This window comes from Streptomyces sp. NPDC050528, from assembly GCF_044457795.1.
GTDB lineage: Bacteria > Actinomycetota > Actinomycetes > Streptomycetales > Streptomycetaceae > Streptomyces.
The window spans coordinates 162,421-185,909 of the sequence record NZ_JBITHH010000002.1 but is presented as its reverse complement, the minus strand read 5'-3'; the positions used below and the strand labels follow the sequence as shown (position 1 = coordinate 185,909).

25 protein-coding genes and 1 pseudogene are annotated in these 23,489 nt (G+C 69.3%); 18 read left to right on the top strand and 8 right to left on the bottom strand.

The features are described from left to right. Positions 1-352: 352 nt before the first annotated feature. From fxsT to ACIBK4_RS08195, 5 genes are all read right to left on the bottom strand, one after another. Positions 353-3,172 (bottom strand): FxSxx-COOH system tetratricopeptide repeat protein, encoded by a 2,820-nt coding sequence (gene fxsT / locus ACIBK4_RS08215; RefSeq protein ID WP_398993309.1) that lies wholly within the window; start codon positions 3,170-3,172, stop codon positions 353-355. A gap of 114 nt (positions 3,173-3,286) precedes the next feature. Further along, positions 3,287-3,805: a hypothetical protein gene (locus ACIBK4_RS08210; RefSeq protein ID WP_398993307.1), complete on the bottom strand. Its 519-nt coding sequence runs from the start codon at positions 3,803-3,805 to the stop codon at positions 3,287-3,289. 205 nt (positions 3,806-4,010) lie between these two features. After that, positions 4,011-4,787: an ABC transporter permease gene (locus ACIBK4_RS08205; protein ID WP_398993305.1), complete on the bottom strand. Its 777-nt coding sequence runs from the start codon at positions 4,785-4,787 to the stop codon at positions 4,011-4,013. Next, positions 4,784-5,707, bottom strand: coding sequence for an ABC transporter ATP-binding protein (locus ACIBK4_RS08200; protein ID WP_398993303.1), 924 nt, complete (start codon positions 5,705-5,707; stop codon positions 4,784-4,786). The genes ACIBK4_RS08205 and ACIBK4_RS08200 overlap by 4 nt, the downstream gene beginning before the upstream one ends. Before the next feature lie 30 nt (positions 5,708-5,737). Further along, on the bottom strand, positions 5,738-6,643 hold the full coding sequence (locus ACIBK4_RS08195) for an aminoglycoside N(3)-acetyltransferase (RefSeq protein ID WP_398993301.1): 906 nt from the start codon (positions 6,641-6,643) through the stop codon (positions 5,738-5,740). A gap of 160 nt (positions 6,644-6,803) precedes the next feature. Here ACIBK4_RS08195 and ACIBK4_RS08190 point away from each other — a divergent pair, with 160 nt between their 5' ends. The 9 genes from ACIBK4_RS08190 (at position 6,804) to ACIBK4_RS08150 (ending at position 13,805) form a co-directional block, all read left to right on the top strand. After that, a complete protein-coding gene (locus tag ACIBK4_RS08190) occupies positions 6,804-7,526 on the top strand; it encodes a helix-turn-helix transcriptional regulator (RefSeq protein WP_398993299.1) in 723 nt (240 codons plus the stop codon). Then, positions 7,523-8,947 (top strand): Fe-S cluster assembly protein SufB, encoded by a 1,425-nt coding sequence (gene sufB, locus ACIBK4_RS08185; RefSeq protein WP_398993297.1) that lies wholly within the window; start codon positions 7,523-7,525, stop codon positions 8,945-8,947. Before ACIBK4_RS08190 ends, sufB begins: the two co-directional genes overlap by 4 nt. Positions 8,948-9,009: 62 nt before the next feature. After that, the gene (gene sufD, locus ACIBK4_RS08180; protein ID WP_398993295.1) at positions 9,010-10,191 is read left to right on the top strand and encodes a Fe-S cluster assembly protein SufD; all 1,182 of its coding nucleotides are present in this window, start codon (positions 9,010-9,012) and stop codon (positions 10,189-10,191) included. Continuing rightward, positions 10,191-10,520 carry a non-heme iron oxygenase ferredoxin subunit gene (locus tag ACIBK4_RS08175; protein WP_366432160.1) on the top strand — a complete coding sequence of 110 codons (330 nt, stop codon included), beginning with the start codon at positions 10,191-10,193 and terminating at the stop codon, positions 10,518-10,520. The genes sufD and ACIBK4_RS08175 overlap by 1 nt, the downstream gene beginning before the upstream one ends. Before the next feature lie 7 nt (positions 10,521-10,527). Further along, positions 10,528-11,295 (top strand): Fe-S cluster assembly ATPase SufC, encoded by a 768-nt coding sequence (gene sufC / locus ACIBK4_RS08170; RefSeq protein ID WP_033283137.1) that lies wholly within the window; start codon positions 10,528-10,530, stop codon positions 11,293-11,295. Continuing rightward, positions 11,292-12,548 (top strand): cysteine desulfurase, encoded by a 1,257-nt coding sequence (locus ACIBK4_RS08165; protein ID WP_398993292.1) that lies wholly within the window; start codon positions 11,292-11,294, stop codon positions 12,546-12,548. Before sufC ends, ACIBK4_RS08165 begins: the two co-directional genes overlap by 4 nt. Before the next feature lie 14 nt (positions 12,549-12,562). Further along, positions 12,563-13,036 carry a Fe-S cluster assembly sulfur transfer protein SufU gene (gene sufU / locus ACIBK4_RS08160; protein ID WP_366432157.1) on the top strand — a complete coding sequence of 158 codons (474 nt, stop codon included), beginning with the start codon at positions 12,563-12,565 and terminating at the stop codon, positions 13,034-13,036. Next, positions 13,033-13,371: a metal-sulfur cluster assembly factor gene (locus ACIBK4_RS08155; protein ID WP_019060535.1), complete on the top strand. Its 339-nt coding sequence runs from the start codon at positions 13,033-13,035 to the stop codon at positions 13,369-13,371. The genes sufU and ACIBK4_RS08155 overlap by 4 nt, the downstream gene beginning before the upstream one ends. Positions 13,372-13,415: 44 nt before the next feature. Continuing rightward, entirely contained in the window at positions 13,416-13,805 is a 390-nt protein-coding gene (locus ACIBK4_RS08150) for a VOC family protein (protein WP_398993289.1), read from the top strand. Positions 13,806-13,832: 27 nt separating this feature from the next. Here the strand turns inward: ACIBK4_RS08150 and ACIBK4_RS08145 are convergent, their stop codons facing one another. Continuing rightward, positions 13,833-14,696: an AbfB domain-containing protein gene (locus ACIBK4_RS08145; RefSeq protein ID WP_398993287.1), complete on the bottom strand. Its 864-nt coding sequence runs from the start codon at positions 14,694-14,696 to the stop codon at positions 13,833-13,835. Between the two features lie 345 nt (positions 14,697-15,041). On the opposite strand from ACIBK4_RS08145, the gene ACIBK4_RS08140 reads away from it, so the two are divergent. The 5 genes from ACIBK4_RS08140 to dapD all read left to right on the top strand — a co-directional run bounded on the left by ACIBK4_RS08140 (position 15,042) and on the right by dapD (position 18,773). Continuing rightward, positions 15,042-15,362: a multidrug efflux SMR transporter gene (locus tag ACIBK4_RS08140; protein ID WP_318015597.1), complete on the top strand. Its 321-nt coding sequence runs from the start codon at positions 15,042-15,044 to the stop codon at positions 15,360-15,362. Positions 15,363-15,384: 22 nt separating this feature from the next. Further along, positions 15,385-15,936 (top strand): TetR/AcrR family transcriptional regulator, encoded by a 552-nt coding sequence (locus ACIBK4_RS08135; protein WP_398993284.1) that lies wholly within the window; start codon positions 15,385-15,387, stop codon positions 15,934-15,936. A gap of 127 nt (positions 15,937-16,063) precedes the next feature. Next, positions 16,064-16,669: an RNA polymerase sigma factor gene (locus ACIBK4_RS08130; protein WP_398993282.1), complete on the top strand. Its 606-nt coding sequence runs from the start codon at positions 16,064-16,066 to the stop codon at positions 16,667-16,669. Positions 16,670-16,671: 2 nt separating this feature from the next. Then, positions 16,672-17,637: a CU044_5270 family protein gene (locus ACIBK4_RS08125; protein WP_398993280.1), complete on the top strand. Its 966-nt coding sequence runs from the start codon at positions 16,672-16,674 to the stop codon at positions 17,635-17,637. A gap of 146 nt (positions 17,638-17,783) precedes the next feature. Beyond that, positions 17,784-18,773, top strand: coding sequence for a 2,3,4,5-tetrahydropyridine-2,6-dicarboxylate N-succinyltransferase (gene dapD / locus ACIBK4_RS08120; RefSeq protein ID WP_398993278.1), 990 nt, complete (start codon positions 17,784-17,786; stop codon positions 18,771-18,773). 65 nt (positions 18,774-18,838) lie between these two features. On the opposite strand, the pseudogene ACIBK4_RS08115 reads toward dapD, so the two are convergent. Beyond that, positions 18,839-19,131: pseudogene (locus tag ACIBK4_RS08115) on the bottom strand (hypothetical protein). A gap of 136 nt (positions 19,132-19,267) precedes the next feature. On the opposite strand from ACIBK4_RS08115, the gene ACIBK4_RS08110 reads away from it, so the two are divergent. Together ACIBK4_RS08110 and ACIBK4_RS08105 are read left to right on the top strand one after the other, a co-directional pair. Next, entirely contained in the window at positions 19,268-19,825 is a 558-nt protein-coding gene (locus ACIBK4_RS08110) for a SigE family RNA polymerase sigma factor (RefSeq protein ID WP_366432148.1), read from the top strand. Then, a complete protein-coding gene (locus tag ACIBK4_RS08105; protein ID WP_398993275.1) occupies positions 19,822-21,039 on the top strand; it encodes a WD40 repeat domain-containing protein in 1,218 nt (405 codons plus the stop codon). Before ACIBK4_RS08110 ends, ACIBK4_RS08105 begins: the two co-directional genes overlap by 4 nt. Before the next feature lie 18 nt (positions 21,040-21,057). On the opposite strand, the gene dapA is transcribed toward ACIBK4_RS08105, so the two are convergent. Then, entirely contained in the window at positions 21,058-21,963 is a 906-nt protein-coding gene (gene dapA / locus ACIBK4_RS08100; protein WP_398993273.1) for a 4-hydroxy-tetrahydrodipicolinate synthase, read from the bottom strand. An 88-nt stretch (positions 21,964-22,051) separates the two neighbouring features. Here dapA and lipB point away from each other — a divergent pair, with 88 nt between their 5' ends. Both lipB and ACIBK4_RS08090 read left to right on the top strand, forming a co-directional pair. Beyond that, the gene (gene lipB / locus ACIBK4_RS08095; protein WP_398993271.1) at positions 22,052-22,687 is read left to right on the top strand and encodes a lipoyl(octanoyl) transferase LipB; all 636 of its coding nucleotides are present in this window, start codon (positions 22,052-22,054) and stop codon (positions 22,685-22,687) included. Positions 22,688-22,812: 125 nt separating this feature from the next. Then, positions 22,813-23,487 (top strand): hypothetical protein, encoded by a 675-nt coding sequence (locus tag ACIBK4_RS08090; protein ID WP_398993269.1) that lies wholly within the window; start codon positions 22,813-22,815, stop codon positions 23,485-23,487. Positions 23,488-23,489 lie beyond the last annotated feature (2 nt).

Sequence of the window (23,489 nt, the reverse complement as noted above, 5' to 3'; positions counted from 1 at the left end):
AACCCGACACCTGGCCATGAGGAATTCGCCCGACGAAAGGTGCTGCTCGTTGCGGGGTTGCTGGGTGCTCTGGTAGTCGCCCTTAGCGTGGGAATCGTGGCGGTGGCAGCTGGTGAGCCTGTTGTGGTTGCCCTCGGCTTTGGCGGTAGTAGCTTTGCTGCCACGATGGGGCTCGTTCTCGGGGCGCTCTCGTGGCTCATGCCTCCGCGCTGAGAAAGTAAAGAATCCTCTGCATTGACAGAGGAAGCCGTACGTCTGGTCATTCGACCGTGTCAGCGGGAAAAGGACGTTGAGGGTCGCTCTGTTACCAGATTCCGAGTGACGGTGTTCACGGGACGAAGTGAATGGCCTGTCAGCTCTCGGGAGTGTTACCGCCGGAAGTACTCCTGCGTATTTCTTCAAGACGGCTCCTTGCTCGCCTGGACTGAGTGTGGTCATGGCCGTACGCCTCTTCGTAGCGACGTACGGCCTCTGTCTGGACGGCGATCGCCTGGTCCGCATGGCCTTGGGCGAACAGCGTCTCGGCCAGTTCGCGCTCCGCGTTGGCTACGTAGGGGTGGTTCGGGCCCATTGCCGCCGACGCCATCCGGCGCGCTTCCTCCAGGTGCTCGGCCGACCGTGTCAGTTCATCCGTGTCACGGTCGAGCCGTCCCAGCCCGATCAGTGTGCCGACCCCGTCGGGGTGGTCACCGAGGCGGCTGCGCACTTTCAAGGCATGTTCCAAAGCCACCCGCGCCTCATCAGTGCGCCCGAGCCTGCGCAGTGCATCGCCCAGGTGATTGTCCACGTCGGCGACGTCTGGATGGTCCTCCTCGTACACGGAAGTGAGCAGCGTCCGAGCCTGGGCCAGGTGGCCTGCGGCCTCCTCGGGGACGTCACGCTCAAGGGCGATGATCGCCAGGTGTTTGTGGCCGGTGGCCAGTTCGCCGGGGCGGGAATCGTGCAACCGTTCGCGCAACGTGAGGGCGGTGAGATAACAGTCCTGTGCCGCGTCCAGGGCGTCACCGCGCCAGTGCACATCTCCGAGGACCATCAGGCAGTCCGCGCGGGCGGCGTGGTTCTCACCATGGGCCGTGGTGCACAGTTCAAGGGCTTTGGCGGCCGTCTCCTCGGCCTCGGCCAGTTGCCACTGCTCGCGTTGGATCCGACTGAGGTGCAGCAACTGCGGCACGATGCGGGGGTCATCCTCGCCGTACAGTTCCCCGCTGAGCCGCACGGCTCGCTCCGTGGTGCGGCGTGCCTCGTCGAGCGCAGCCAAGTGATACTGCACCCGGCCGAGCGAGGCCAGGGTCCGAGCCAGTTCCGGGCGATGGTCATCCGGGGCGGTCTCCCATATCGCGAGAGCTTGCTCAAGCAGGTCCCGGGCTCGTGGATAGTCCCCTCGGTGGTGAAGATACGTGCCCGTGCGGTACAGCAGCCGGCCCAGAGCCAGAGGCTCGGTGGTGCCGTTCCTCCCGCCGTGCTGCACGGCTGACAGCACGTGCGGAAGAAGCGCGGCGCAAGCGGGCCAGTTCGGGGAGGCGACCGGATCGGCCGGAAAGGCCGATTCCAGAAGTAGCGACGCCGCGTCCGCGTACCACCTGTGTTCGTCGGCCTGCAATGTGGAACGCAGGAAGTCCTGGATCTGTCGGGAGACTCCCAGCGTGCCGTCGTCGTCCGCGCGCACCAAGGAGAAGGACAGCAGCGGCCGCAAGAGCGCGTTGACGCCCAATTCGGTCGCCAGGTGGTCGCGCAGCGGAGACGACAGGACCTGCACGTGGTCTGGAAACAGAGCGCGCGGGATGCGGTCGGAGGCGAAGAAGGCGAAGAGCAGGACGAGTTCGCGGGACCGGGGCTCCTCCTCGCAGGCCTGCTGCAGGGACATCCGCCACGTCGCGGTCATGACGGGCTGATACCAGGTTTCCTGGGAGAGGACGGGAGGTGAAACCGGCTGTTGGTGCAGGACCCGTTCGAACTGTGCAAGCGTCGAGCCGGTTTCCTCGGCGTAGGCCGCAGCATGTTCCAGCACCAGCGGTAGGCGCCCCAGGGCACGTGCCACGTGGGCGGCGGTGGCCGACGCTGTCACCCGGTCGTGGCTGCGCCTGCGTAGGAATTCCACGGCGTGCTCTTCTTGGAAGACTTCCAGCGGGACGACTTCCGTGACGGTGCCCCCATGCCAGCTGCGCACGTACGACGTCACCAACACATCCCCGTTGGTCAGCGGGGGCAAGTGCGAGGCCACGGCCGCGCTGTCGAGCGCGTTGTCGAACACCAGGAGCCAGCGGCGGCGGACACGAAGCGTCTCCCACAGAGCACCTAGAACCACCCCGCTGTCGTCGTCACGGGGAACCCCGAGCCGCCGGGCGAGATGGGTGAGGTCGTCCAGGAGTGACACCGGGGACTCGGCCCTGATCCACCAGATGACATCGTAGTGCGAGGCGAAGCGGTGAGCGTACTCAAGGGCGAGCTGCGTCTTGCCCACCCCTCCGACTCCGACGACCGCGCACGAGCGCAGTGTGCCGACCTGCTGCGGGCCCAGGAACACTGTGACGACGCGGGCCAGGACATCGGCGCGGTCGATGAATAAAGCGCTGCGGGGCGGAACGTTGGACACGGCGGAGTCCAGCCCCGGGTAGGGGACGGCCTCCGTGTGCGCGATTGGTTCTTCCGAGGGCGACACCTCGGAGTCGATCCCGTTCAACACGTGCTCGACCGCGATCTCGGCGGCTAGCGGAGCCAGGTCCAGCACGGTGCTGTCCGCAGTGTCTTCAGGTGCCGGGCACTCCTCAACACGCAGGTACAGACAACGCCGATCCGTGACGGACGTGCCGGGCCACAAAGCCGCGGCCGCCGAAACAATCACGACGGTGAGAGCCACTTCTTGCGAGCCCGCTGCAGATTGGTCCCACTGCTCCACCACCGGGTTCCGGTTGGTGCGCTCCAGCAGATCGGTCAGCCATTTTGCCCACGTTGCGTCCCCTGGTGTGTACCTGACGGCCACGCGTGGCCGAGGCGCGGGAACGACGGGGGCCTGGCCAGGGAGAGCGTGCGTGTCTCGTGGCAAGGCGGCGATCACCGCGCTGGCAGCCGCCACGGCCCCTGCGGCAGCGGCGAGATAACGCCACCAACCAGTACCTGGGATCGTCGCGACGGCCGAGGCGTAGCTGCCCAGCGCGGCCAGCGCTCCGATCAACCATGGCCCGTAACGCCCCCATAACCTGACCCGTAAGGCGCTCGGTGACGTGTTCGGATCCCTCATGACTCCCCCCAAAGTCACCGGCACACAAGCGGCTTGTTCCGGATCGGCTCAGTTTGCCATCCAGTGACGAAGATCAGGAAGGAAATGCGGGTCCAGGGGTGCGGTGATCCGGTACTCCGCGATTCGGAACGAGCCACCTGTGGCCACGTGGCGCAACAGCGCGACGAGCCGGTGGTTGCCGTCGAGTACAAGCCGACGGCCGCCGCCGAGATCGAGGACAGGCAGCGGGAGCCTGCTACCAGATCGAGGAAGGATGCGCTCGAAGTACGTAACTTGCTCACGTTGTGCTGGGGACAGAGCTCGCCCGTCGCCTGCGATGTCGACGGAGCGCAAGGGGCGGGCGTCGGTGGCCCGGTAGTCGGTGGCCCGTCCTGATCTGTCGGCGTACCACGGAGCGTAGTAGCGGTGTGGTGGCGGCAGTTGGTCCAGCGTGGCGTCCTCGCGCAGGATCGTGGCAGCTCCCTGCCTGTGAAAGAGCGCGAGCCGTTCCCAGTCCACGGCAACTCGGATGCCGGTGCGGCCGCACACGAACAGGCGCTGGAACGCAGGCCAGGAGACGTCTGCCATGAAGCACACCTGCCCGCTGTGCACGGGATCACTCGGTGATACCAACCGGGAAACGCTGACGGTCACCCTCCGCCGCTGACTTCCAGCCGACGAGCAGTCCCAACACGTCCGCTCGCCACGTCGTGCAGCAGCGGGTGCAGGGCGCGGACACTCTTCGGTTCCGCCGTCTCCAACACGCAGCGACTCTTCCCGCTCCGTACGAACGTCACTCCCAGCGGAAGCACTTCCCGGCCACCGCCAGCCCCACAACCGCCCACACCCCCAGGATCCCCAGGTCCCCCCACGGCATCCCGGCCCCGTGCTGCAACACGTCCCGCAGCCCGTCCGACAGTGCCGAGATGGGCAGCAGGCCCAGCACGTCCTGGACGCCCGACGGGTATTTGTCCATCGGCACGATCACCCCGCCGCCGACCAGGAGCAGCAGGAACACGAGGTTGGCGGCGGCCAGCGTGGCCTCTGCCTTCAGGGTGCCTGCCATCAGCAGGCCGAGGCCCGAGAAGGCCGCCGTGCCGAGGATCAGGAGGAGCAGGACGGACAGCGGGTTGCCGTGCGGGGACCAGCCCAGGGCGAAGGCGATCGCCGTCAGCAGGATGATCTGGAGGATCTCCGTGACCAGGACCGATGCCGTTTTCGCGGTCATCAGGGCCCAGCGGGGGAGCGGGGAGGACGCGAGGCGCTTCAGGACGCCGTAGCGGCGTTCGAAGCCCGTGGCGATGGCCTGGCCCGTGAACGCCGTCGACATCACGGCGAGGGCCAGGATGCCGGGGGTGAGGAAGTCGACGGACTTGCCCTTGCCGGTGTCGACGATGTCCACCGAGCTGAACAGGACCAGGAGGAGGGTCGGGATGACTACCGTGAGAAGGAGTTGCTCGCCGTTTCGCAGGAGCATCTTTGTCTCCAGCGCCGCCTGGGCCGCGATCATGCGGGGGAGCGGGGCCGCCCCGGGCCGCGGGGTGTAGGTCCCCGGAACAGTCGTGGTCATGAGCGCAGCTCCTTGCCGGTGAGTTCCAGGAACACGTCCTCCAGGGTGTGCCGTTCGACCGAGATCTTCTCCGGCATCACCCCGTGCTGCGCGCACCAGGACGTGACCGTGGCGAGCAGTTGCGGGTCGACCTTGCCGCCGACGCGGTAGGAGCCCGGGGTCAGTTCGGCGGCCGTGGAGTCGGCCGGGAGGGCCTTCAGTAGGGAGCCGACGTCGAGGCCGGGGCGGCCGGTGAAGCGGAGGGTGTTCTCGGCGCCGCCCCGGCACAGGTCCTCGGGGGAGCCCTGCGCGATGACCTTGCCCGCGTCGATGATCGCCACGTCGTCGGCCAACTGCTCGGCCTCGTCCATGTGATGGGTCGTGAGGACGACCGAGACACCGTCCGTACGGAGGTCCCGGACCAGGTCCCAAGTAGCGCGGCGGGCCTGTGGGTCCAGGCCGGCCGTCGGCTCGTCCAGGAAGACCAGCTCCGGGCGGCCTACGATCGCCATCGCGAGGGCCAATCTCTGCTGCTGGCCGCCCGACAGACGGCGGTACGTCGTGCGGCCGCAACTGCCGAGACCCAGGCGCTCGATGAGCGCGTCCACGTCCAGCGGGTGCGCGTGCAGCTTGGCGATGTGGCGGAGCATCTCGTCGGCGCGGGCGCCCGAGTAGACGCCGCCGGACTGGAGCATCACGCCGATTCTGGGGCGCAGTGCGGCGGACTCGCGGACCGGGTCGAGGCCCAGGACGCGCACCGTGCCGGCGTCCGGCTTCCGGTACCCCTCGCAGGTCTCGACGGTGGTCGTCTTGCCCGCCCCGTTGGGGCCGAGCACGGCGGTGACACCCGCATGGGCCACCAGGTCGAGGCCGTTCACCGCGGTCTTCGTGCCGTACCGCTTCACCAGGGCCTGGACCTGGAGCACGGGCTCGCTTCGCATGAGCCCGAGTCTAGGTACGCGGCCCGCGCCTCAGGCGGGCGGGTGCGGGATCTCCCCCCGGACGAGATTTCCCCCGGACGGGATCTGCCCCGAACGTGATCTCCCCTCGGACGAGAACTCCCCGTACGGGATCTCCTCCTCGCGGGGGCGGTGCAGCGGCAGCCACCGTTCCGCGTACGCCACGGCGTCCGCCACCGGGAACAGGCGTGCGTCGGCCGCACCCACCTTGCCGCGGATGACAGGGCGGTCGACTGGACGGTCCCGTTCGAAGTCGTGCCCCAGTTCGTCGAAGCGGTCCGAGGAGATCGACACCTCGGTCACCGTCTCCCAGCCGTCCGGGCCCGGGCGGCCGACCTCGACCAGCGGGGACGGGATGCGGTACTCGGCGAGATGGAAGCTCGTGCAGGTGTCGTAGCCCGCGCCGAGCAGCAGCACGCGCGCGTGGAGGGCCTCCAGGCGGGCCAGCGGGCTGCGCTCGCCGAGCCGACAGTCGGGGGCGTGGTCGGTGAGGATCTCCGCCGCGCGCGGGCCGAGCGCCGCGAAGGACGTCTGCGGGTGCGCGGAGCGCAGGGCGCCGGGCCAGGTGCGGACGGTCTCCGGGACGACGCCGACGCCCAGCGAGGGCGTGACGAGGGGGGCGTAGGACGGCATGGACCTGCGGATGGTGTCCCACCACTCGCGGGGGACCGGCGGGTTTCCCCAGTGGGCCGGGTCCGAGAGGTCGGCGGACTGGGTGGGGACGACCAGGGTGCCGTCCGGGCCGAGGGCGTCGAGGAGTCCCCGGACGACCGACACGGCGCCTCCGCAGACCCATCCGAGGGAGCTCAGGGAGGTGTGCGCGAGGAGGGTCTCGCCGGGGCGGACGCCGAGCTCGCGCAGGTGTGCGGCGACTGTGTCCCGGGTGACAAGTGGGCCGGTGGGAGGGGGTGTGGGCATGGTCGTGGAGTGTCCTCGAAGGGGGTCCGGGGTGCCAGTGAATTGATCGATCAAAGATCGTTTTCGCAGGTCAGATTAGGTATGCCTAAGTGATGCAGCGCACCGTCCATCCGCCGGGCGCGGGTTGCCTGCCTCTGAGGAATTACGCAACAATGGCGTTGTGAAAAACGTTGGCGAGGCTCCGCAGGAGGAACTCGCGACCGGTGAGCGGTCCACCCGCAACCGTGTCGCGCGCTCCATCCTGGACCACGGCCCGTCGACCGTGGCCGACCTCGCCGGCCGGCTGGGGCTGACCCAGGCCGCCGTACGCCGTCATCTCGACGCACTCGTCGCCGACGACGTGGTGGAAGCACGTGAGCAGCGGGTCTACGGAGCGCGTACGCGCGGCCGGCCCGCCAAGGTGTTCGCCCTGACCGACTGCGGCCGGGACGCCTTCGACCAGTCCTACGACAAGCTCGCCGCGGACGCGTTGCGCTGGATCGCGACGCACGGCGGCGGGGACGAGGCCGTCGTGGCCTTCGCCCGTGACCGCATGGCCGCCCAGGCCATCGCCTACCGCAAGGTCGTCGAGGCCGCCGCGCCCGAGAGCCGCGCGGAAGCCCTGGCCAAGGCCCTGAGCGCGGACGGGTACGCTGCTACGGCGCGTAGCGCACCGGTCGGTGAGCAGCTCTGCCAGCACCACTGCCCGGTCGCCCATGTCGCCGAGCAGTTCCCGCAACTGTGCGAGGCGGAGACAGAGCTCTTCTCCCAGCTGCTCGGCACCCATGTCCAGCGACTGGCCACCATCGCCCACGGCGACGGCGTGTGCACCACGTTTATCCCGAAGATTTCCAAGAACGCATCTGACACATCTGCAAGTACCGCCGGGAGGAACCCCGCATGACGCTCCCCATCGAGGAGACCGCCCACCCCGAGCTCGAGGGTCTGGGCACCTACGAATACGGCTGGGCCGACTCCGACGTGGCCGGTGCCTCCGCCAAGCGCGGCATCAACGAGGACGTCGTCCGGGACATCTCCAGCAAGAAGAACGAGCCGGAGTGGATGACCAAGCTCCGTCTCAAGGGCCTGCGCCTGTTCGAGAAGAAGCCCATGCCGAACTGGGGCTCCGACCTCTCCGGCATCGACTTCGACAACATCAAGTACTTCGTGCGCTCCACGGAGAAGCAGGCGGAGTCCTGGGAGGACCTGCCCGAGGACATCAAGAACACGTACGACAAGCTCGGCATCCCCGAGGCGGAGAAGCAGCGCCTCGTCGCCGGTGTCGCCGCGCAGTACGAGTCCGAGGTCGTCTACCACCAGATCCGTGAGGACCTGGAGGAGCAGGGCGTCATCTTCCTCGACACCGACACCGCGCTGAAGGAGCACCCGGAGCTCTTCAAGGAGTACTTCGGCACCGTCATCCCGGTCGGCGACAACAAGTTCGCGTCGCTGAACAGCGCGGTCTGGTCCGGCGGTTCCTTCATCTACGTGCCGAAGGGCGTGCAGGTCGAGATCCCCCTGCAGGCGTACTTCCGGATCAACACGGAGAACATGGGTCAGTTCGAGCGGACCCTGATCATCGTCGACGAGGGTGCCTACGTGCACTACGTCGAGGGCTGTACGGCGCCGATCTACAAGTCGGACTCGCTGCACTCCGCGGTCGTCGAGATCATCGTCAAGAAGAACGCCCGCTGCCGTTACACGACCATCCAGAACTGGTCGAACAACGTCTACAACCTGGTCACCAAGCGCGCCGTGGCGTACGAGGGCGCGACCATGGAGTGGATCGACGGCAACATCGGCTCCAAGGTGACGATGAAGTACCCGGCCGTCTACCTGATGGGCGAGCACGCCAAGGGCGAGACCCTCTCCATCGCCTTCGCGGGCGAGGGCCAGCACCAGGACGCCGGCTCCAAGATGGTCCACATGGCGCCGAACACCTCCTCCAACATCGTGTCGAAGTCCGTGGCGCGTGGTGGCGGTCGTACGTCCTACCGCGGTCTCGTCGAGATCGGCGAGGGCGCCCACGGCTCCAAGTCGAACGTGCTGTGCGACGCGCTGCTCGTCGACACGATCTCCCGCTCGGACACGTACCCGTACGTGGACGTCCGCGAGGACGACGTGTCCATGGGCCACGAGGCGACCGTCTCCAAGGTCTCCGAGGACCAGCTCTTCTACCTGATGAGCCGGGGTCTGACGGAGTTCGAGGCGATGGCGATGATCGTGCGCGGCTTCGTCGAGCCGATCGCCAAGGAGCTGCCGATGGAGTACGCCCTCGAACTCAACCGGCTGATCGAGCTGCAGATGGAGGGTTCGGTCGGTTAAGACCGGCCGTCCGCACAGCAGCAAGCGAATTCTGACGCAGGAAAGAGAGCAGACCGACAGCCATGGCTGAGGCTCAGAGCATTCCGGTGGGGTCAACCACCGCCGGCGCGGTGGCAGTTGCCGCCGAGTCGACCGTCGCCACGCGCATGAGCGCGCCCCCCTCCTTCGACGTGGCGGACTTCCCGGTCCCCCACGGCCGCGAGGAGGAGTGGCGGTTCACCCCGCTGGAGCGCCTGCGCGGGCTGCACGACGGCACCGCGGTCGCCACCGGCGACGGCGTGAAGGTCGCCATCGGAAGCCCCGAAGGGGTCACCGTGGAGACCGTCGGCCGTGACGACGCGCGGCTCGGCAAGGCCGGCACCCCGGTGGACCGCGTGGCCGCGCAGGCCTACTCGTCCTTCGAGAAGGCCTCGGTCGTGACCGTCCCCAAGGAGACGGTCCTGACCGAGCCGATCCGCATCGTCGTGCACGGCGAGGGCGGGGTCGCCTACGGCCACCAGGTCGTCGAACTCGGAGCTTTCGCCGAGGCCGTCGTCGTCATCGACCACACCGGTGACGCGGTCCTCGCCGCCAACGTCGACTACATCCTCGGCGACGGCGCCAAGCTGACCGTCGTCTCCGTCCAGGACTGGGACGACAAGGCCGTGCACGTCGGCCAGCACAACGCCCTGATCGGCCGGGACGCCACCTTCAAGTCGTTCGTCGTCACCTTCGGCGGAGACCTCGTACGACTGCACCCGCGCGTGGCCTACGCCGGACCCGGCGGCGAGGCCGAGCTGTTCGGCCTGTACTTCACGGACGCCGGCCAGCACCAGGAGCACCGCCTCCTGGTCGACCACAACGTCCCGCACTGCAAGTCCAACGCCGTCTACAAGGGCGCGCTCCAGGGCGAGGGCGCCCACGCGGTGTGGATCGGCGACGTGCTCATCGAGGCCACGGCCGAGGGCACCGACACGTACGAGATGAACCGCAACCTGGTTCTGACCGACGGCGCCCGCGTCGACTCCGTGCCGAACCTGGAGATCGAGACCGGCGAGATCGTCGGCGCCGGCCACGCCTCCGCGACCGGCCGCTTCGACGACGAGCAGCTCTTCTACCTGATGGCCCGCGGCATCCCCGCCGACGACGCCCGACGCCTGGTGGTCCGCGGCTTCTTCGCCGAACTGGTCCAGCAGATCGGTGTCGCCGACATCCAGGAGCGGCTGCTGGAGAAGATCGACGCGGAGCTGGAGGCGTCGGTCTGATGTCCTTCGTACGCGCCTGTGGCCTCGGCGAGCTGGAGGAGGACACCCCGAAGCGGGTGGAACTCGACGGCACGCCGGTCTCGGTCGTGAAGACCGAGGGCGAGGTGTTCGCGATCAACGACATCTGCTCGCACGCGAACGTCTCGCTCTCCGAGGGCGAGGTGGAGGACTGCCAGATCGAGTGCTGGCTGCACGGCTCCGCGTTCGACCTGCGCACCGGCAAGCCGTCCGGCCTTCCCGCCACGCGCCCCGTACCCGTTTACCCCGTAAAGATCGAAGGGGGCAGCGTCCTCGTTGACGTACGCGCCTCCCTCACCCAGGAGTCCTGAGGAACCCATGGCAACGCTTGAAATCCACGACCTGCACGTCACCGTCGAGGCCGACAACGCCACGAAGGAGATCCTCAAGGGCGTCGACCTCACCGTGAAGCAGGGCGAGACCCACGCCATCATGGGCCCGAACGGCTCCGGCAAGTCGACCCTCGCCTACTCGCTCGCGGGCCACCCGAAGTACACGATCACCGGCGGCACCGTCACCCTCGACGGCGAGGACGTCCTGGAGATGTCCGTCGACGAGCGCGCCCGCGCCGGCCTCTTCCTCGCGATGCAGTACCCGGTCGAGGTCCCCGGTGTGTCGGTCTCCAACTTCCTCCGTACGTCCGCCACCGCCGTCCGCGGCGAGGCCCCCAAGCTGCGGACCTGGGTGAAGGAGGTCAAGGAGACCATGGAGCGCCTCTCCATGGACCCCTCCTTCGCCGAGCGCAACGTCAACGAGGGCTTCTCCGGCGGTGAGAAGAAGCGCCACGAGATCCTTCAGCTGGAGCTGCTCAAGCCGAAGATCGCGATCCTCGACGAGACCGACTCCGGCCTGGACGTCGACGCCCTGCGCGTCGTCTCCGAGGGCGTCAACCGCGTCCGCGAGACCGGCGAGGTCGGCACCCTGCTGATCACCCACTACACGCGCATCCTGCGCTACATCAAGCCCGACTTCGTGCACGTCTTCTCCGGCGGCAAGATCGTCGAGTCCGGCGGCGCCGAGCTCGCCGACAAGCTGGAGAACGAGGGCTACGAGGCCTACACCACGAAGGGTGGCGTATCCGCGTGACAGAGCTGCCGGGCCTCCTCGACACCGAGGCGATCCGCAAGGACTTCCCCATCCTGGACCGTACGGTTCACGACGGTAAGAAGCTCGTGTACCTGGACAACGCGGCGACTTCGCAGACGCCCCGCCAGGTGATCGACGTACTCTCCGAGTACTACGAGCAGCACAACGCCAACGTGCACCGTGGCATCCATGTGCTCGCCGAGGAGGCCACGGCGCTGTACGAGGGCGCGCGGGACAAGGTCGCCGCGTTCATCAACGCGCCCTCCCGCGACGAGGTGATCTTCACCAAGAACGCCTCGGAGTCGCTCAACCTCGTGGCGAACATGCTGGGTTGGGCCGACGAGCCCTACCGCGTGGACCACGAGACCGAGATCGTCATCACGGAGATGGAGCACCACTCCAACATCGTGCCGTGGCAGCTGCTCTCGCAGCGCACGGGCGCGAAGCTGAAGTGGTTCGGCCTGACCGACGACGGCCGGCTCGACCTCTCGAACATCGACGAGATCATCACCGAGAAGACGAAGATCGTCTCCTTCGTGCTGGTGTCGAACATCCTCGGTACGGTCAACCCGGTCGAGAAGATCGTGCGCCGCGCGCAGGAGGTCGGGGCCCTGGTCCTGATCGACGCCTCGCAGGCCGCGCCGCACATGCCGCTGGACGTACAGGCCCTCCAGGCCGACTTCGTGGCCTTCACCGGCCACAAGATGTGCGGCCCGACGGGCATCGGCGTCCTCTGGGGCCGCCAGGAGCTGCTCGAAGACCTCCCCCCGTTCCTGGGTGGCGGCGAGATGATCGAGACCGTGTCGATGCACTCGTCGACGTACGCCCCGGCGCCGCACAAGTTCGAGGCGGGCACCCCGCCGGTGGCGCAGGCGGTGGGTCTGGGCGCGGCGATCGACTATCTGTCGGCGATCGGCATGGACAAGATCCTCGCCCACGAGCACGCGCTGACCGAGTACGCGGTGAAGCGCCTGCTGGACGTCCCCGGTCTGAAGATCATCGGCCCCACCACGGCCGAGGACCGGGGCGCGGCGATCTCGTTCACGCTGGGTGACATCCACCCGCACGACGTGGGCCAGGTACTGGACGAGGAAGGCATCGCGGTCCGTGTCGGCCACCACTGCGCGCGGCCCGTCTGCCTCCGCTACGGAATTCCTGCGACCACGCGAGCGTCGTTCTATCTGTACTCCACGCCGGCCGAGATCGACGCACTGGTCGACGGTCTGGAGCACGTACGGAACTTCTTCGGCTGAGGAGCTGGCTGAACGTGAAGCTGGATTCGATGTACCAGGAAGTCATCCTGGACCACTACAAGCACCCGCACGGCCGGGGCTTGCGGGATGGCGACGCCGAGGTGCACCACGTCAACCCGACGTGCGGCGACGAGATCACGCTGCGCGTGAAGTACGACGGCGAGCAGATCACGGACATCTCCTACGAGGGCCAGGGCTGCTCGATCAGCCAGGCCTCGGCCTCCGTACTGAACGACCTCCTCGTCGGCAAGGAGCTGTCCGAGGCGCAGAAGATCCAGGGGACCTTCCTGGAGCTGATGCAGTCCAAGGGCAGGATCGAGCCCGACGACGCGATGGAGGAGGTGCTGGAGGACGCGATCGCGTTCGCCGGTGTCTCCAAGTACCCGGCACGGGTGAAGTGCGCCCTCCTCAGCTGGATGGCGTGGAAGGACGCGACGGCCCAGGCCCTGGGCGGAGCCGACTCCGACGCGGAAAGGAAGACGGCATGAGCGACACCGAGACCATGGAGATCAAGCCCGCCTCCGAGGAGGAGGTCCGCGAGGCCCTCCTCGATGTCGTCGACCCCGAACTGGGCATCGACGTCGTCAACCTCGGGCTGATCTACGGCGTGCACATCGACGACGCCAACATCGCCACCATCGACATGACCCTGACGTCAGCGGCCTGCCCGCTGACCGACGTCATCGAGGACCAGGCCAAGTCCGCCACGGACGGCCTCGTCAACGAACTCCGCATCAACTGGGTGTGGATGCCGCCGTGGGGCCCGGACAAGATCACGGACGACGGCCGCGATCAGCTTCGGGCGCTGGGGTTCAACGTCTGAGTCGGAGCTGTCCGACGCACCGGAAACGGCCATACCTTCGGGGTATGGCCGTTTCTTTGCATCACATCGTCGTCGACACCTACGACCTTCCCGGGCTCGCCCGCTTCTGGTGCGGGGTCCTGGGCTGGCGGGTGCTCTCCGAGAAGCCGCGCGAAGTGGTCATCGGGCCCGACGAGTTCGCGGGGACCGGCATCTGTTTCATGCCGGTGAGCGAGCCGAAGGCCGTGAAGAACCGGCTGCACTTCGACCTCGCCCCCGACGATCAGGAGGCCGAGGTCGAGCGGATCCTCGCGCTGGGCGCGGAGCGGGTCGACATCGGGCAGGGCGAGGCCGTGGGCTGGGTGGTCCTCGCCGACCCGGAGGGCAACGAGTTCTGCGTCCTGCGGCCCAAGGCCTCGCTGATCACCTTTCGTGACGCGCCTCGTGTTCGGTGACGCGCCTCATCTTCCGTGAGCGTCCGCCTAGTTCAGCCCCGCCACCAGCCGGAACGCCGAGTCCGACCGGTACAGGGTGCTGTCCTGGTACCGGTCCAGTCTGAGCTGGAAGTTCTGGTGGCGGAGGAAGCGGCCCGGGTAGTTGACCGACTCCAGCATCACCGCGCCGGAGTAGGGGGACGGGCGGGGGCAGAACGTGGCGTCCTGTTTGAAGAGGGGGGAGCCGTCGTCGCGTTCCGCGCGGAGGATGAAGTTGCGGTGGCGGAGGTAGCTGCCGTTGGTCGTCGTGAAGGAGTAACAGGAGCTGTTCGCAAGGCCCTTGACCACTTTGAAGGTGGAAGCACGGCGGGCCGTGGCCGAGTTGGCCGGGTTGAGCTTCACGAAGTCGCCGCTCACCTGCCAGTAGCGGTCCGGGTAGTTGACCGAGCGGACGGACTTCCAGGCGGCGGAGGACGAGGAGCCCGACGAGCCTGACGACCCGGACGAACTCCCGTGGGACGAGGTCGACTTGGACGGCGACGGTGCCTTCGCGGAGGGCGTCGAGCCGTGTTCCGTGGCCGTGGCGGACGCCGTGCCGGTCGCCTTCGCGGGCGTCGACTTCGATGTGTGCTCGTCCGGTGTCGGCGTGCCCTGCTTCGACGGGGACGCGTACGAGAGCAGGCCGGGGCCGTCCGCGCCGGCCGATGTCGTCGGGTCCGCCTTCTTCGTGCGTGATGTGTCGTCAGTTTGCTTGTCCGTCACGACGATTGCCGTGACGCACACGACGATCGTGGTGACGGCGAGCGCCCCGGCCAGATAGAGCCGGCGGGTTCCGGGTGCCCGGGAGCTGTCGGGGGTCCAGCCGTTCTCCCAAGGGGGGCTGGGGGAGGGCGGGGGTGAACTGTCTGGCATGCGCTGTTCCTCCAGCGGCGCCCGTGGCGACGGCCGTGACCGTGAAAGCCAGGTGTGTGAACGGTGAAACAGTAGTGGAGCGGGAGGAGTGTGAGCAGCCGTTTCGGTGAGCGGTTTCTACGAGATTCCCTGGTCCGTGCGAGACGTACGGGTACTCGCGTGACGTATGGGACTCCGCGCCCGGTTCTCGGCGCCTTCGCCGTGTGCGTTCTCGGCGCCGCCCTCCCGGCACCGGCTCGTCAACAGGCGCAAGTTGTACGGCAGTTGGGCGACAGGCCTACAGGTCATCCCTCAGGTCGGTCCTGTGGGCCCGCCATGTCGCCGCTGTTATGTACACTCGTACACATGGGATTCCTGATGCTCCTCACGGCGATCGCCGCGGAGGTGGGCGGCACCACCGCCATGAAGTTCAGCCACGGCTTCAGCCGGCTGTGGCCGTCGGTTCTCACGGTCCTCGGATACGTGCTCTCCTTCGCGCTGCTCGCGCAGACGCTGAAGTCCATGTCGGTGGGTACCGCCTACGCGATCTGGGCGGGCCTCGGCACCGCCGCCATCGTCGGCATCGGGACGGTGTTCCTCGGCGAGGGCATGACCCTCGCGAAGGCCGCCGGCATCGCGCTGATCATCGTCGGGGTCGTGGTCCTCAACCTGGGCGGAGCGCACTGATGACCAGGGGAGGCACGCACTGATGGCCCGGCGCTACGACCCCGAGCGGCGGCAGCGGATCATCGACGCGGCGATCCGGGTGGTCGGGGAGAAGGGCATCGCGGGCCTCAGCCACCGTTCCGTCGCCGCCGAGGCCGATGTGCCGCTCGGCTCGACGACGTACCACTTCACGACCCTCGACGAACTGATGGTCGCCGCACTGCGCCAGGCCAACGAGGCCTTCGCCAAGGTGATCGCCTCGCGCGGTGGTCTGGAGGACCCGCGCACCGACCTGGCCGGGGAGCTCGCCGGCTGGATGGGGGAGTGGCTCGCGGGCGACCGCACGGGCGTGGAGCTGGAGTACGAGTTGTACCTGGCCGCCCTGCGCCGCCCCGCCCTGCGCCCCGTCGCCGACGAGTGGGGCCGCGATCTCGCCGAGCAACTGGCCCGCCGTACCGACCCGGTGACCGCGCGGGCACTCGTCGCGCTGATCGACGGGATCTGTCTGCAGGTGCTGCTGACGGACGCGGTGTACGACGAGGCATATGCGCGGGAGGTGTTGGGGCGGGTGATCCCGCGGCCCGCGGAGGGCTGAAGCGCTTTCCCGGCCCCCCGGCGAACTTTCCCTCCCGCGAACTCTCCGCCCGTGAACTCTTCGGCCCTCACCGGGTAACAGGAGGCGGCACGGCAGTATTCGGCGTTGATGAATCGGGGGAAGTTTCGTGAGTGGACCACCGCCGGGCGCGGCTCGGGACGGCGACGACGCGGAGGTCGTCGCCCGGTCGTTGGAGCAGCCGGAGGTCTTCGCCCTGCTCTACGACCGGTACGCGGCGGACATCCACCGGTACGCGGCGCGGCGGTTGGGCGACGGGGCGGCCGACGACATCACGGCCGACACCTTCCTCACGGCGTTCCGCATCCGTTCGCGGTACGACCTGACGCGGGCCAACGCGCGCCCCTGGCTCTACGGCATCGCGGGCAACCTCATCGGCAGGCAGCGCCGTACCGAAGTGCGGGCGCTCAAGGCGCTGGCCCGGACCGGGCATGACGCCGTGGCCGCGTCCTGGGGCGACTCCTGGGTCGAGGAGACGGACAGCCGGATCGCCGCGCAGGGGCCGCTGGCCGGTGCCCTCGCCGCGCTGTCGGCCGGTGACCGGAACGTGCTGCTGCTCGTCGCCTGGGCCGATCTCACCTATCAGGAGGTCGCCGAGGCGCTGGACATACCGGTCGGCACGGTCCGTTCCCGGCTCAACCGGGCGCGGCGCAAGGTGCGTTCGGCACTGGGCGCCGATCCCGCATTCGTGCACGACGCGGCGGAGGTGGCGTAGCGATGGACGAGATGACGCAGGTGCGTGAGTTGCGCGCCGGAGCGCCGGTGCCCGACCGCGGACGGCTCGCGGCGGGGCGGGCGCGGCTGACCGAGGCGGCGCGGGCCGGAGCGCGGCGCCAAGTCCCTTGGCGGCGGCGGGAGTTCGTGATCGTCGCGGTGGTGGCGGCGGTCACCGCCGTGGCCGTCACCGTGACCGTACTGCTGGGCGGTACCGCGCCCGGCAGCCGCAAGGTGGAGCCCGCGCGTACGCCCGGCACGAGTCTGAAGGGGCTGAGCGCGGCCCAACTCCTGGAGCGCGCCGCCGACTTGGTCGAGACGGAGCCGGACTCCGCCGTACCGAGGGCCGATCAGTGGATCTACACGATGCAGATGTCGGAGGCGTCCACGGCGGCGGTGACCGAGATGCCGAGCTGGATCCGGTACGACGGCAGCGCGACGGCGTCCGAGGGCATCGCCCCCAAGGGGCAGCGCCCCCAACTCATCGTCACCCCCATGCACTTGGAGAACGGCGGGGAGGGCGACGACCGTTCGCCGCGCGAGATGTACCGGGTCCTGACGGAGCTGCCGGCCGGCGGTGAACAGACCCTGGAGTTCCTCCGGCACGAGAACGCCATCGCCGACCGGAAGGGGCAGACGCAGGCCGACGCGGACTACACCGAGATCAGCGTCCTCCTGACCGCCCACTTGATGACGTCCAAGGGGCTGGCCTCGCTCTACCGTGCCCTCGCGACCCTGCCCGGCGGCCAGGTCACCGACCACCTGGTGAAGGACGCGGCGGGGCGCCGGGTGATCGCCCTGACCTATGTCCGGAGCGGCACGCTCAAGTCAGGGGAGGCGGATCAGTGGCTGTTCGATCCGCAGACGTACCGGATGGTCGGGACGCGGATGCTCCTGGACGGCAAGGCCGTCGGCGGCAGCTCGACGGCGGCGTGGGCGGTGGTGGACAAGGCCGGCGAGCGCGGCTGACCCGGCACTCCGAGCACGGGTGGCCCGCACTACGAGGGGAGTGCGGGCCACCCGTAACACTGTCGAGGGCATACGGGTGTGTCGTTCTCTGAGACGCCCCGTGCACGAGTTGGTCCCCGCCGCCCCCGCCAGGTTAGGTTTCCCTCATGACCGACACGACCGCACCTCGCACCACCGGCGCCGTTGCCGCCGGCCTCGCCACCGTCGCCGCCGACGGGACCGTACTCGACACCTGGTTCCCCGCGCCCGAACTGTCCGCCGAACCCGGGCCCGCCGGTACGGAGAGCCTGTCCGCCGAGCGTGCCGTGGAGCTGCTCGGTGAGGGTGCGGCCAAGGCGATCGGCCCCGACGTCCGCCGGGGCGTCGAGGTCATCGCGGTCCGCACGGTCATCGCCTCCCTCGACGACAAGCCGCTCGACGCGCACGACGTCTACCTGCGCCTGCACCTCCTCTCGCACCGCCTGGTCAAGCCGCACGGCCAGAGCCTGGACGGCATGTTCGGCTTCCTCGCCAACGTCGCCTGGACCTCGCTCGGCCCGGTCGCCGTGGACGACGTCGAGAAGGTGCGGCTGAACGCGCGCGCCGAGGGCCTGCACCTCCAGGTGACGTCGATCGACAAGTTCCCGCGCATGACGGACTACGTGGCCCCCAAGGGTGTCCGCATCGCCGACGCCGACCGGGTCCGCCTCGGCGCGCACCTCGCCGAGGGCACGACGGTCATGCACGAGGGCTTCGTCAACTTCAACGCCGGCACGCTCGGTACGTCGATGGTCGAGGGCCGGATCTCCGCCGGTGTCGTGGTCGGCGACGGTTCGGACATCGGCGGCGGCGCGTCCACGATGGGCACGCTGTCCGGCGGCGGCAACGTCCGCATCACCATCGGCGAGCGCTGCCTGATCGGCGCCGAGGCGGGCGTGGGCATCGCGCTCGGCGACGAGTGCGTCGTCGAGGCCGGCCTCTACGTCACCGCCGGCACCCGCGTCACGATGCCCGACGGCCAGATCGTCAAGGCCCGCGAACTCTCCGGCGCCTCCAACATCCTCTTCCGCCGCAACTCGGTCACCGGCACGGTGGAGGCCCGCCCGAACAACGCGGTCTGGGGCGGCCTGAACGAGATCCTGCACAGCCACAACTAGCGGTTCGCGCACGTGTGTTGAGCGCCTTCCCGGTCGCCGGGAGGGCGCTCGACCCGTGTAAGGGGTCAGATCCCCACGGCCGCCGCGAACTCCGCCAGCGCGGCGAAGTCCCCCGCGCGCAGCCCGAGTCGGGGATTCACATGGTGCAGCAGCGCCGGGCCCGGATGGTGGACGGTCACGAACACCTCGTCGTGCGGGCTCTGTTCCTCTCGGCGAACACACCGGTGCCGAAGTCGACGTAGGGCGGCTCGGGCGCGGGGACCCGGATCGTCGTACAACCCTCGGGGCGTCGCTCCGGCTGCGCGGCGTACGGGTTGAGGGGGCCGTCGACGTCGAGGAACAGCAGGGGGCGGCTCACGCGGTCACCGTATGGCAGGGGCGGTGCGGGGCGGGCGGAAATTTCTCGTGGGGGCAGGCATAGCCACGTGCCCCCGCGAGCGTCACAGAGAACACAGGGGCGGGGCACGGGCACCGTCGGGGAAGAGAAGGTGACGATGAATGCCGAAGGGCTGGAGGGTTTCCGGGACTTCGTGGACAGCAGGTCGTCGGCACTGCTGAAGACGGCCGTGCTGCTCTGCGGGGGAGACCGGCACGCCGGTGAGGACCTGCTCCAGAACGCCCTGGTCAAGGCGGCCGGGCGGTGGCAGCGGATCGACGAACCCGAGGCCTATGTACGGCGGATCCTCTATCGCCAGCAGGTCAGCCGCTGGCGGCTGAAGTGGCGCCGGCGCGAGGTCAGCGTCGCCGAACCGCCCGAGGGCGGCGCGGGCGTCGACGCGGCCGCCGCGGCCGAACTGCGCCTGGTGATGCGGGAGGCGCTGTCCCGGCTCACCGCCCGCCAGCGCACCGTGCTCGTGCTGCGGTACTTCGAGGACCTCCCGGAGGGCGATGTCGCCCGCCTGCTCGGCTGCTCCGTCGGCACCGTACGGTCCACCACCCACCGTTCACTGGCCCGACTGCGCGTCCTCGCACCGGAGTTGGCCGCGCTGGGCCCGGCCGACCCCGGCGACGTACCGTCCCGTGACTTCTCACCCGTGGAGGCGCGTCCATGAACATCGAGGAACTGGTGCGTGACTCCCTGCGCGAGCAGGCCTCCCGGCAGCAGTCACCGGCGACCGGGTTCGCCGACCGGGTGCTGGCCGTCCGCCGTCGCCGGATGCGCCGGCTCGCGACCGTCGCGGCCGCCACCGCCGCCGTGATCGCGGTCGCGGTGACCGTGCCGCTGCTGGACTCGGGCCGGACCGACGTGCGCCCCGCCGAGGTGATCGACGGCGTCGTGACGCACCCCGACCAGTGGCCGCCCCGCGACCTGATCGCGGTCGGCCGGACGGCGCTCGCCGCGTACTACACGGCCGACACCGTGCCGACGACGACGCCCGAGCAGGGTGTCTTCACCCGCACCTACTGGCTGCTGGACCCGCGCACGGAGAAGTACCGGAAGACCACCAAGTGGTCCTACGTCGCCGTCGCGCCCGGCCTGCACACCGCCGCCGTGCTGGAACAGAGCCTGCCCGCCCACCGGATCGGCATCCTCGACCTCACGACGGGGAAGATCGAGCGCTGGATCCCGGTCGAACGCGGCGTCGGCGCGGTCGAGTTCTCGCACGACGGCGGCAGGATCGTCGCGACGACCTACGACGACAACCCCGACGTCCGCACCAAGTCGGCGGTGAACTCGGGCACCGGTGTGGCGGACTGGATGGCACCCCGCGGCCAGTCCGGCCGCACGGGCTTCTACGTCCTCAACACGGCCTCCGGCAAGGGCACTTGGAGCGGTGTCGCGAAGGACCACACGGTCGAGGGCCGCCAGGACTTCCACTTCACCCGTTCCGGCGAGCAGGTGTACGCGCAGGTCCTCACGGACCGGGACGGCAGCGAGCGGTTCTACGGCCTCGACGGCGAGGGGATCGCCGCGCCCGCCGACGAGAAGTACCTGCGGGCGGACGTCGAGGCACGGCTGTCCCCGAACGGCAGGCTCGCCGCCCTCGGCCTCACGAAGGAGGTCGGCGGATCCCCCGGGAAGTCGTACTCGTCGATCCGTGATCCCCGAACCGGCAAGGAGATCACCAAAGTTCGCGGCAGCCACCTGCTCGCCTGGGCCGACGACCGGCGGCTCATCGCCTGGGAGCGGACCACGAGCCTGGAGGTGACCTATCGGCCCCGGCTCGTGCTGGTCACGATCGGCAGCGACAAGGTCGTCCCCCTCAGCGGCACGTACAAGGACATCTACACGAAGTACTGGGCACCGGTCTTCGCCGAGCGCTGACCGGCCGTCACGTGCCGCTCAGGCGGCCGTGAACTCCTCGTACGCCGCCCGCAGTCCGTCGGCCGCCTCCCGGCCGGCGGGCCGCAGCGGGGCCCGGACCGAACCGCCGGGAAGGCCGAGGTGGCCGAGGAGCGCCTTCACGGTCACCGTGCCGGGAAGTCCCGCCGCCATCATCAACTCGATGAGCGGCGTGGCACGTTGTTGGAGGCGGGCGGACACGGGGGTGTCGCCCGCCTCGAACGCGTCGAGGATCGCCCGGAGTTGGGCCGGGACGACGTTCGCGACGGTACTCACATACCCCGCCCCGCCCACCGCGTACAACGCCAGAATGTGCTCGTCGCATCCCGCGTAGTACGCCAACTCCGTTCTGTCCAGCACCTTTTGGGCGCCGAGGAAGTCGTAGGAACAGTCCTTGACCGCGACGATCCTGGGGTGCTCGGCGAGCCGGATCATGGTCTCCGGTTCGATCCGGGTGCCGGTGCGGCCCGGGATGTCGTAGAGCACGAGGGGGAGTCCGGAGGCGTCGGCGACCTCGCGGAAGTGTGCCTCCAGGGCGTCCTGCGGGGGTCTGCTGTAGTACGGCGAGACCACCAACACCCCGTCCGCGCCCGCCACTTCTGCCTGCCGGGCGAGTTCGACCGTGTGCCGGGTGTCGAAGGTGCCCACGCCCGAGACGAGCGGCACACGGTCCCCGACGGCCTCGCGGACGGCCGTGACGAGCGCCGACTTCTCCGCGTCCGTCGTGGTCGGCGACTCGCCGGTCGTCCCGGACAGCACGAGCCCGTCGCACCCCTCCGACACCAGCCGCTCGGCGAGGAGTTGGGCACCGGGGAGGTCGAGTTCGCCCGCCTCGGTGAAGGGGGTGACCATGGCGCACAGGGCGCGGCCGAAGGGGGGTGGGGCGGAGGGGGCCGTGTTCGTCATGAGGGTAGTGTCGACAGTGCAACAGTGAAGCTCCACTTAATTTTCCTACAGGGTATTGATAAGAGATGCTGGACGGTGGTGGGTGCCGGTGAGTGACATCGAGCGGGTCGACCTCGGCGAGGTGCCGTACGAGGAGGCCGTCGAGCGCATGACCGGCTGGGTCGCGCGCCGCCGCGCCGGCGAGATCCCCGACCGCCTCGCCCTGCTCACCCACCCGCCCGTCATCACGTACAGCGCCCGCACCCCGCCCGCCGAACTCCCCACCGGCTCCCCGATCCCCCTGATCCCGGTCGACCGCGGCGGCCAGGCCACCTACCACTGCCCCGGCCAGCTGATCGGCTACCTGGTCCTCAACCTCCGCGAGCGCGGCCCCGGCGACATCGTGCGCCAGGTGGAGAACGCCCTGATCGACGCCTGCGCCACTCTCGGCTTCGAGACATTACGACGGGACACCCCGCCCGGCGCCCAGTCGCTGGTCGGCGTCTGGACCCCGGCCGGCACGAAACTCGCGTCGATCGGCATGCGCATCCGAGGCGGCGTGACAAGCCACGGCTTCGCCCTCAACATCGCCCCCGACCTCGATGAGTTCACCCGCTTCACGGCCTGCGGCCTGCCCGAGGTGAAGATGACCTCGCTGGCCCAACTGGCCGCAGAACAGGGCCGATCCGCCCCCTCGGAGACAGAGGTCAGGGATGCGGTCGCGAAGGCGCTGGGGGCGGTGTGACGAGGGGCGGGGACGTCGGGGACTCCGCGCGGCGGCGTGACGGGGAGGGGCGCGCCGTGGACTCCGTGCGGCCCAGCGGCGGGGGTGGGGATGCTGCGGATTCCGTAAGTTCCGGCGGTGGGGAAGTGGGCGGCGCGGACTCCGTGAGCCTCGGCGTCGAGACAGGGGCCGCTGCGGACTCCCCGCGCCCCAGCGCCGAGAACGGAGTCGCCGCACCCCCCGTCCGCCACCGCGACAACGGTGTCCCCCTCGCCCGTTTCCTCGGCCGGGTGCTGGTGGTCTGCCCCCGCTGTGGCGGACGCGCGCTCGTGGTTCCGCGGCCCGGGTTGCCCGCGCTCAGGAATGCCACGGAACTCCTGTTCCGGCCACGGCGGTTGGTGTGCGCCGGGTGTGGGGCCGTCGCCGACTGGGCGGCCCCGATGCGGGGCAACGCCATGGTCGGTGCGGTACCGGGCGGTGCCGAGGACCCCTTCTTCCGGCGTCCGCTCTGGCTGCAGACCCGCTGCGTGGGTCACATCCTGTGGGCCTACAACGAGGAACACGTCGACGCCCTCGCGGCCTACGTGGGCGCGCAGTTGCGCGAGCGGGGCGGGCTCTCGCCGACGCGGGCGATGTTCGCGCGGCTGCCCGCCTGGATGAAGACCGCCGAGCACCGCGCCGAGATCATGGCCGGCCTGAAGACCCTGCGCACCCTGGCCGACCGCTCGACCCCCGCGGACCGCTCCGACGCCGCCCACGAACACGGCGACCGCCCCCGGCCGTACGGGAGCGTCTACTTCCGGGGCGGCGGCCCGTACTGACC

Coding starts and splice junctions, on each gene's coding strand:
- ACIBK4_RS08210 (WP_398993307.1), bottom strand. CDS start 3,805: ATGGCAGACGTCTCCTGGCCTGCGTTCCAGCGCCTGTTCGTGTGCGGC.
- ACIBK4_RS08205 (WP_398993305.1), bottom strand. CDS start 4,787: ATGACCACGACTGTTCCGGGGACCTACACCCCGCGGCCCGGGGCGGCC.
- ACIBK4_RS08200 (WP_398993303.1), bottom strand. CDS start 5,707: ATGCGAAGCGAGCCCGTGCTCCAGGTCCAGGCCCTGGTGAAGCGGTAC.
- ACIBK4_RS08195 (WP_398993301.1), bottom strand. CDS start 6,643: ATGCCCACACCCCCTCCCACCGGCCCACTTGTCACCCGGGACACAGTC.
- sufB (WP_398993297.1), top strand. CDS start 7,523: ATGACGCTCCCCATCGAGGAGACCGCCCACCCCGAGCTCGAGGGTCTG.
- sufD (WP_398993295.1), top strand. CDS start 9,010: ATGGCTGAGGCTCAGAGCATTCCGGTGGGGTCAACCACCGCCGGCGCG.
- ACIBK4_RS08175 (WP_366432160.1), top strand. CDS start 10,191: ATGTCCTTCGTACGCGCCTGTGGCCTCGGCGAGCTGGAGGAGGACACC.
- sufC (WP_033283137.1), top strand. CDS start 10,528: ATGGCAACGCTTGAAATCCACGACCTGCACGTCACCGTCGAGGCCGAC.
- ACIBK4_RS08155 (WP_019060535.1), top strand. CDS start 13,033: ATGAGCGACACCGAGACCATGGAGATCAAGCCCGCCTCCGAGGAGGAG.
- ACIBK4_RS08150 (WP_398993289.1), top strand. CDS start 13,416: ATGGCCGTTTCTTTGCATCACATCGTCGTCGACACCTACGACCTTCCC.
- ACIBK4_RS08145 (WP_398993287.1), bottom strand. CDS start 14,696: ATGCCAGACAGTTCACCCCCGCCCTCCCCCAGCCCCCCTTGGGAGAAC.
- ACIBK4_RS08140 (WP_318015597.1), top strand. CDS start 15,042: ATGGGATTCCTGATGCTCCTCACGGCGATCGCCGCGGAGGTGGGCGGC.
- ACIBK4_RS08135 (WP_398993284.1), top strand. CDS start 15,385: ATGGCCCGGCGCTACGACCCCGAGCGGCGGCAGCGGATCATCGACGCG.
- ACIBK4_RS08125 (WP_398993280.1), top strand. CDS start 16,672: ATGGACGAGATGACGCAGGTGCGTGAGTTGCGCGCCGGAGCGCCGGTG.
- dapD (WP_398993278.1), top strand. CDS start 17,784: ATGACCGACACGACCGCACCTCGCACCACCGGCGCCGTTGCCGCCGGC.
- ACIBK4_RS08110 (WP_366432148.1), top strand. CDS start 19,268: ATGAATGCCGAAGGGCTGGAGGGTTTCCGGGACTTCGTGGACAGCAGG.
- ACIBK4_RS08105 (WP_398993275.1), top strand. CDS start 19,822: ATGAACATCGAGGAACTGGTGCGTGACTCCCTGCGCGAGCAGGCCTCC.
- dapA (WP_398993273.1), bottom strand. CDS start 21,963: ATGACGAACACGGCCCCCTCCGCCCCACCCCCCTTCGGCCGCGCCCTG.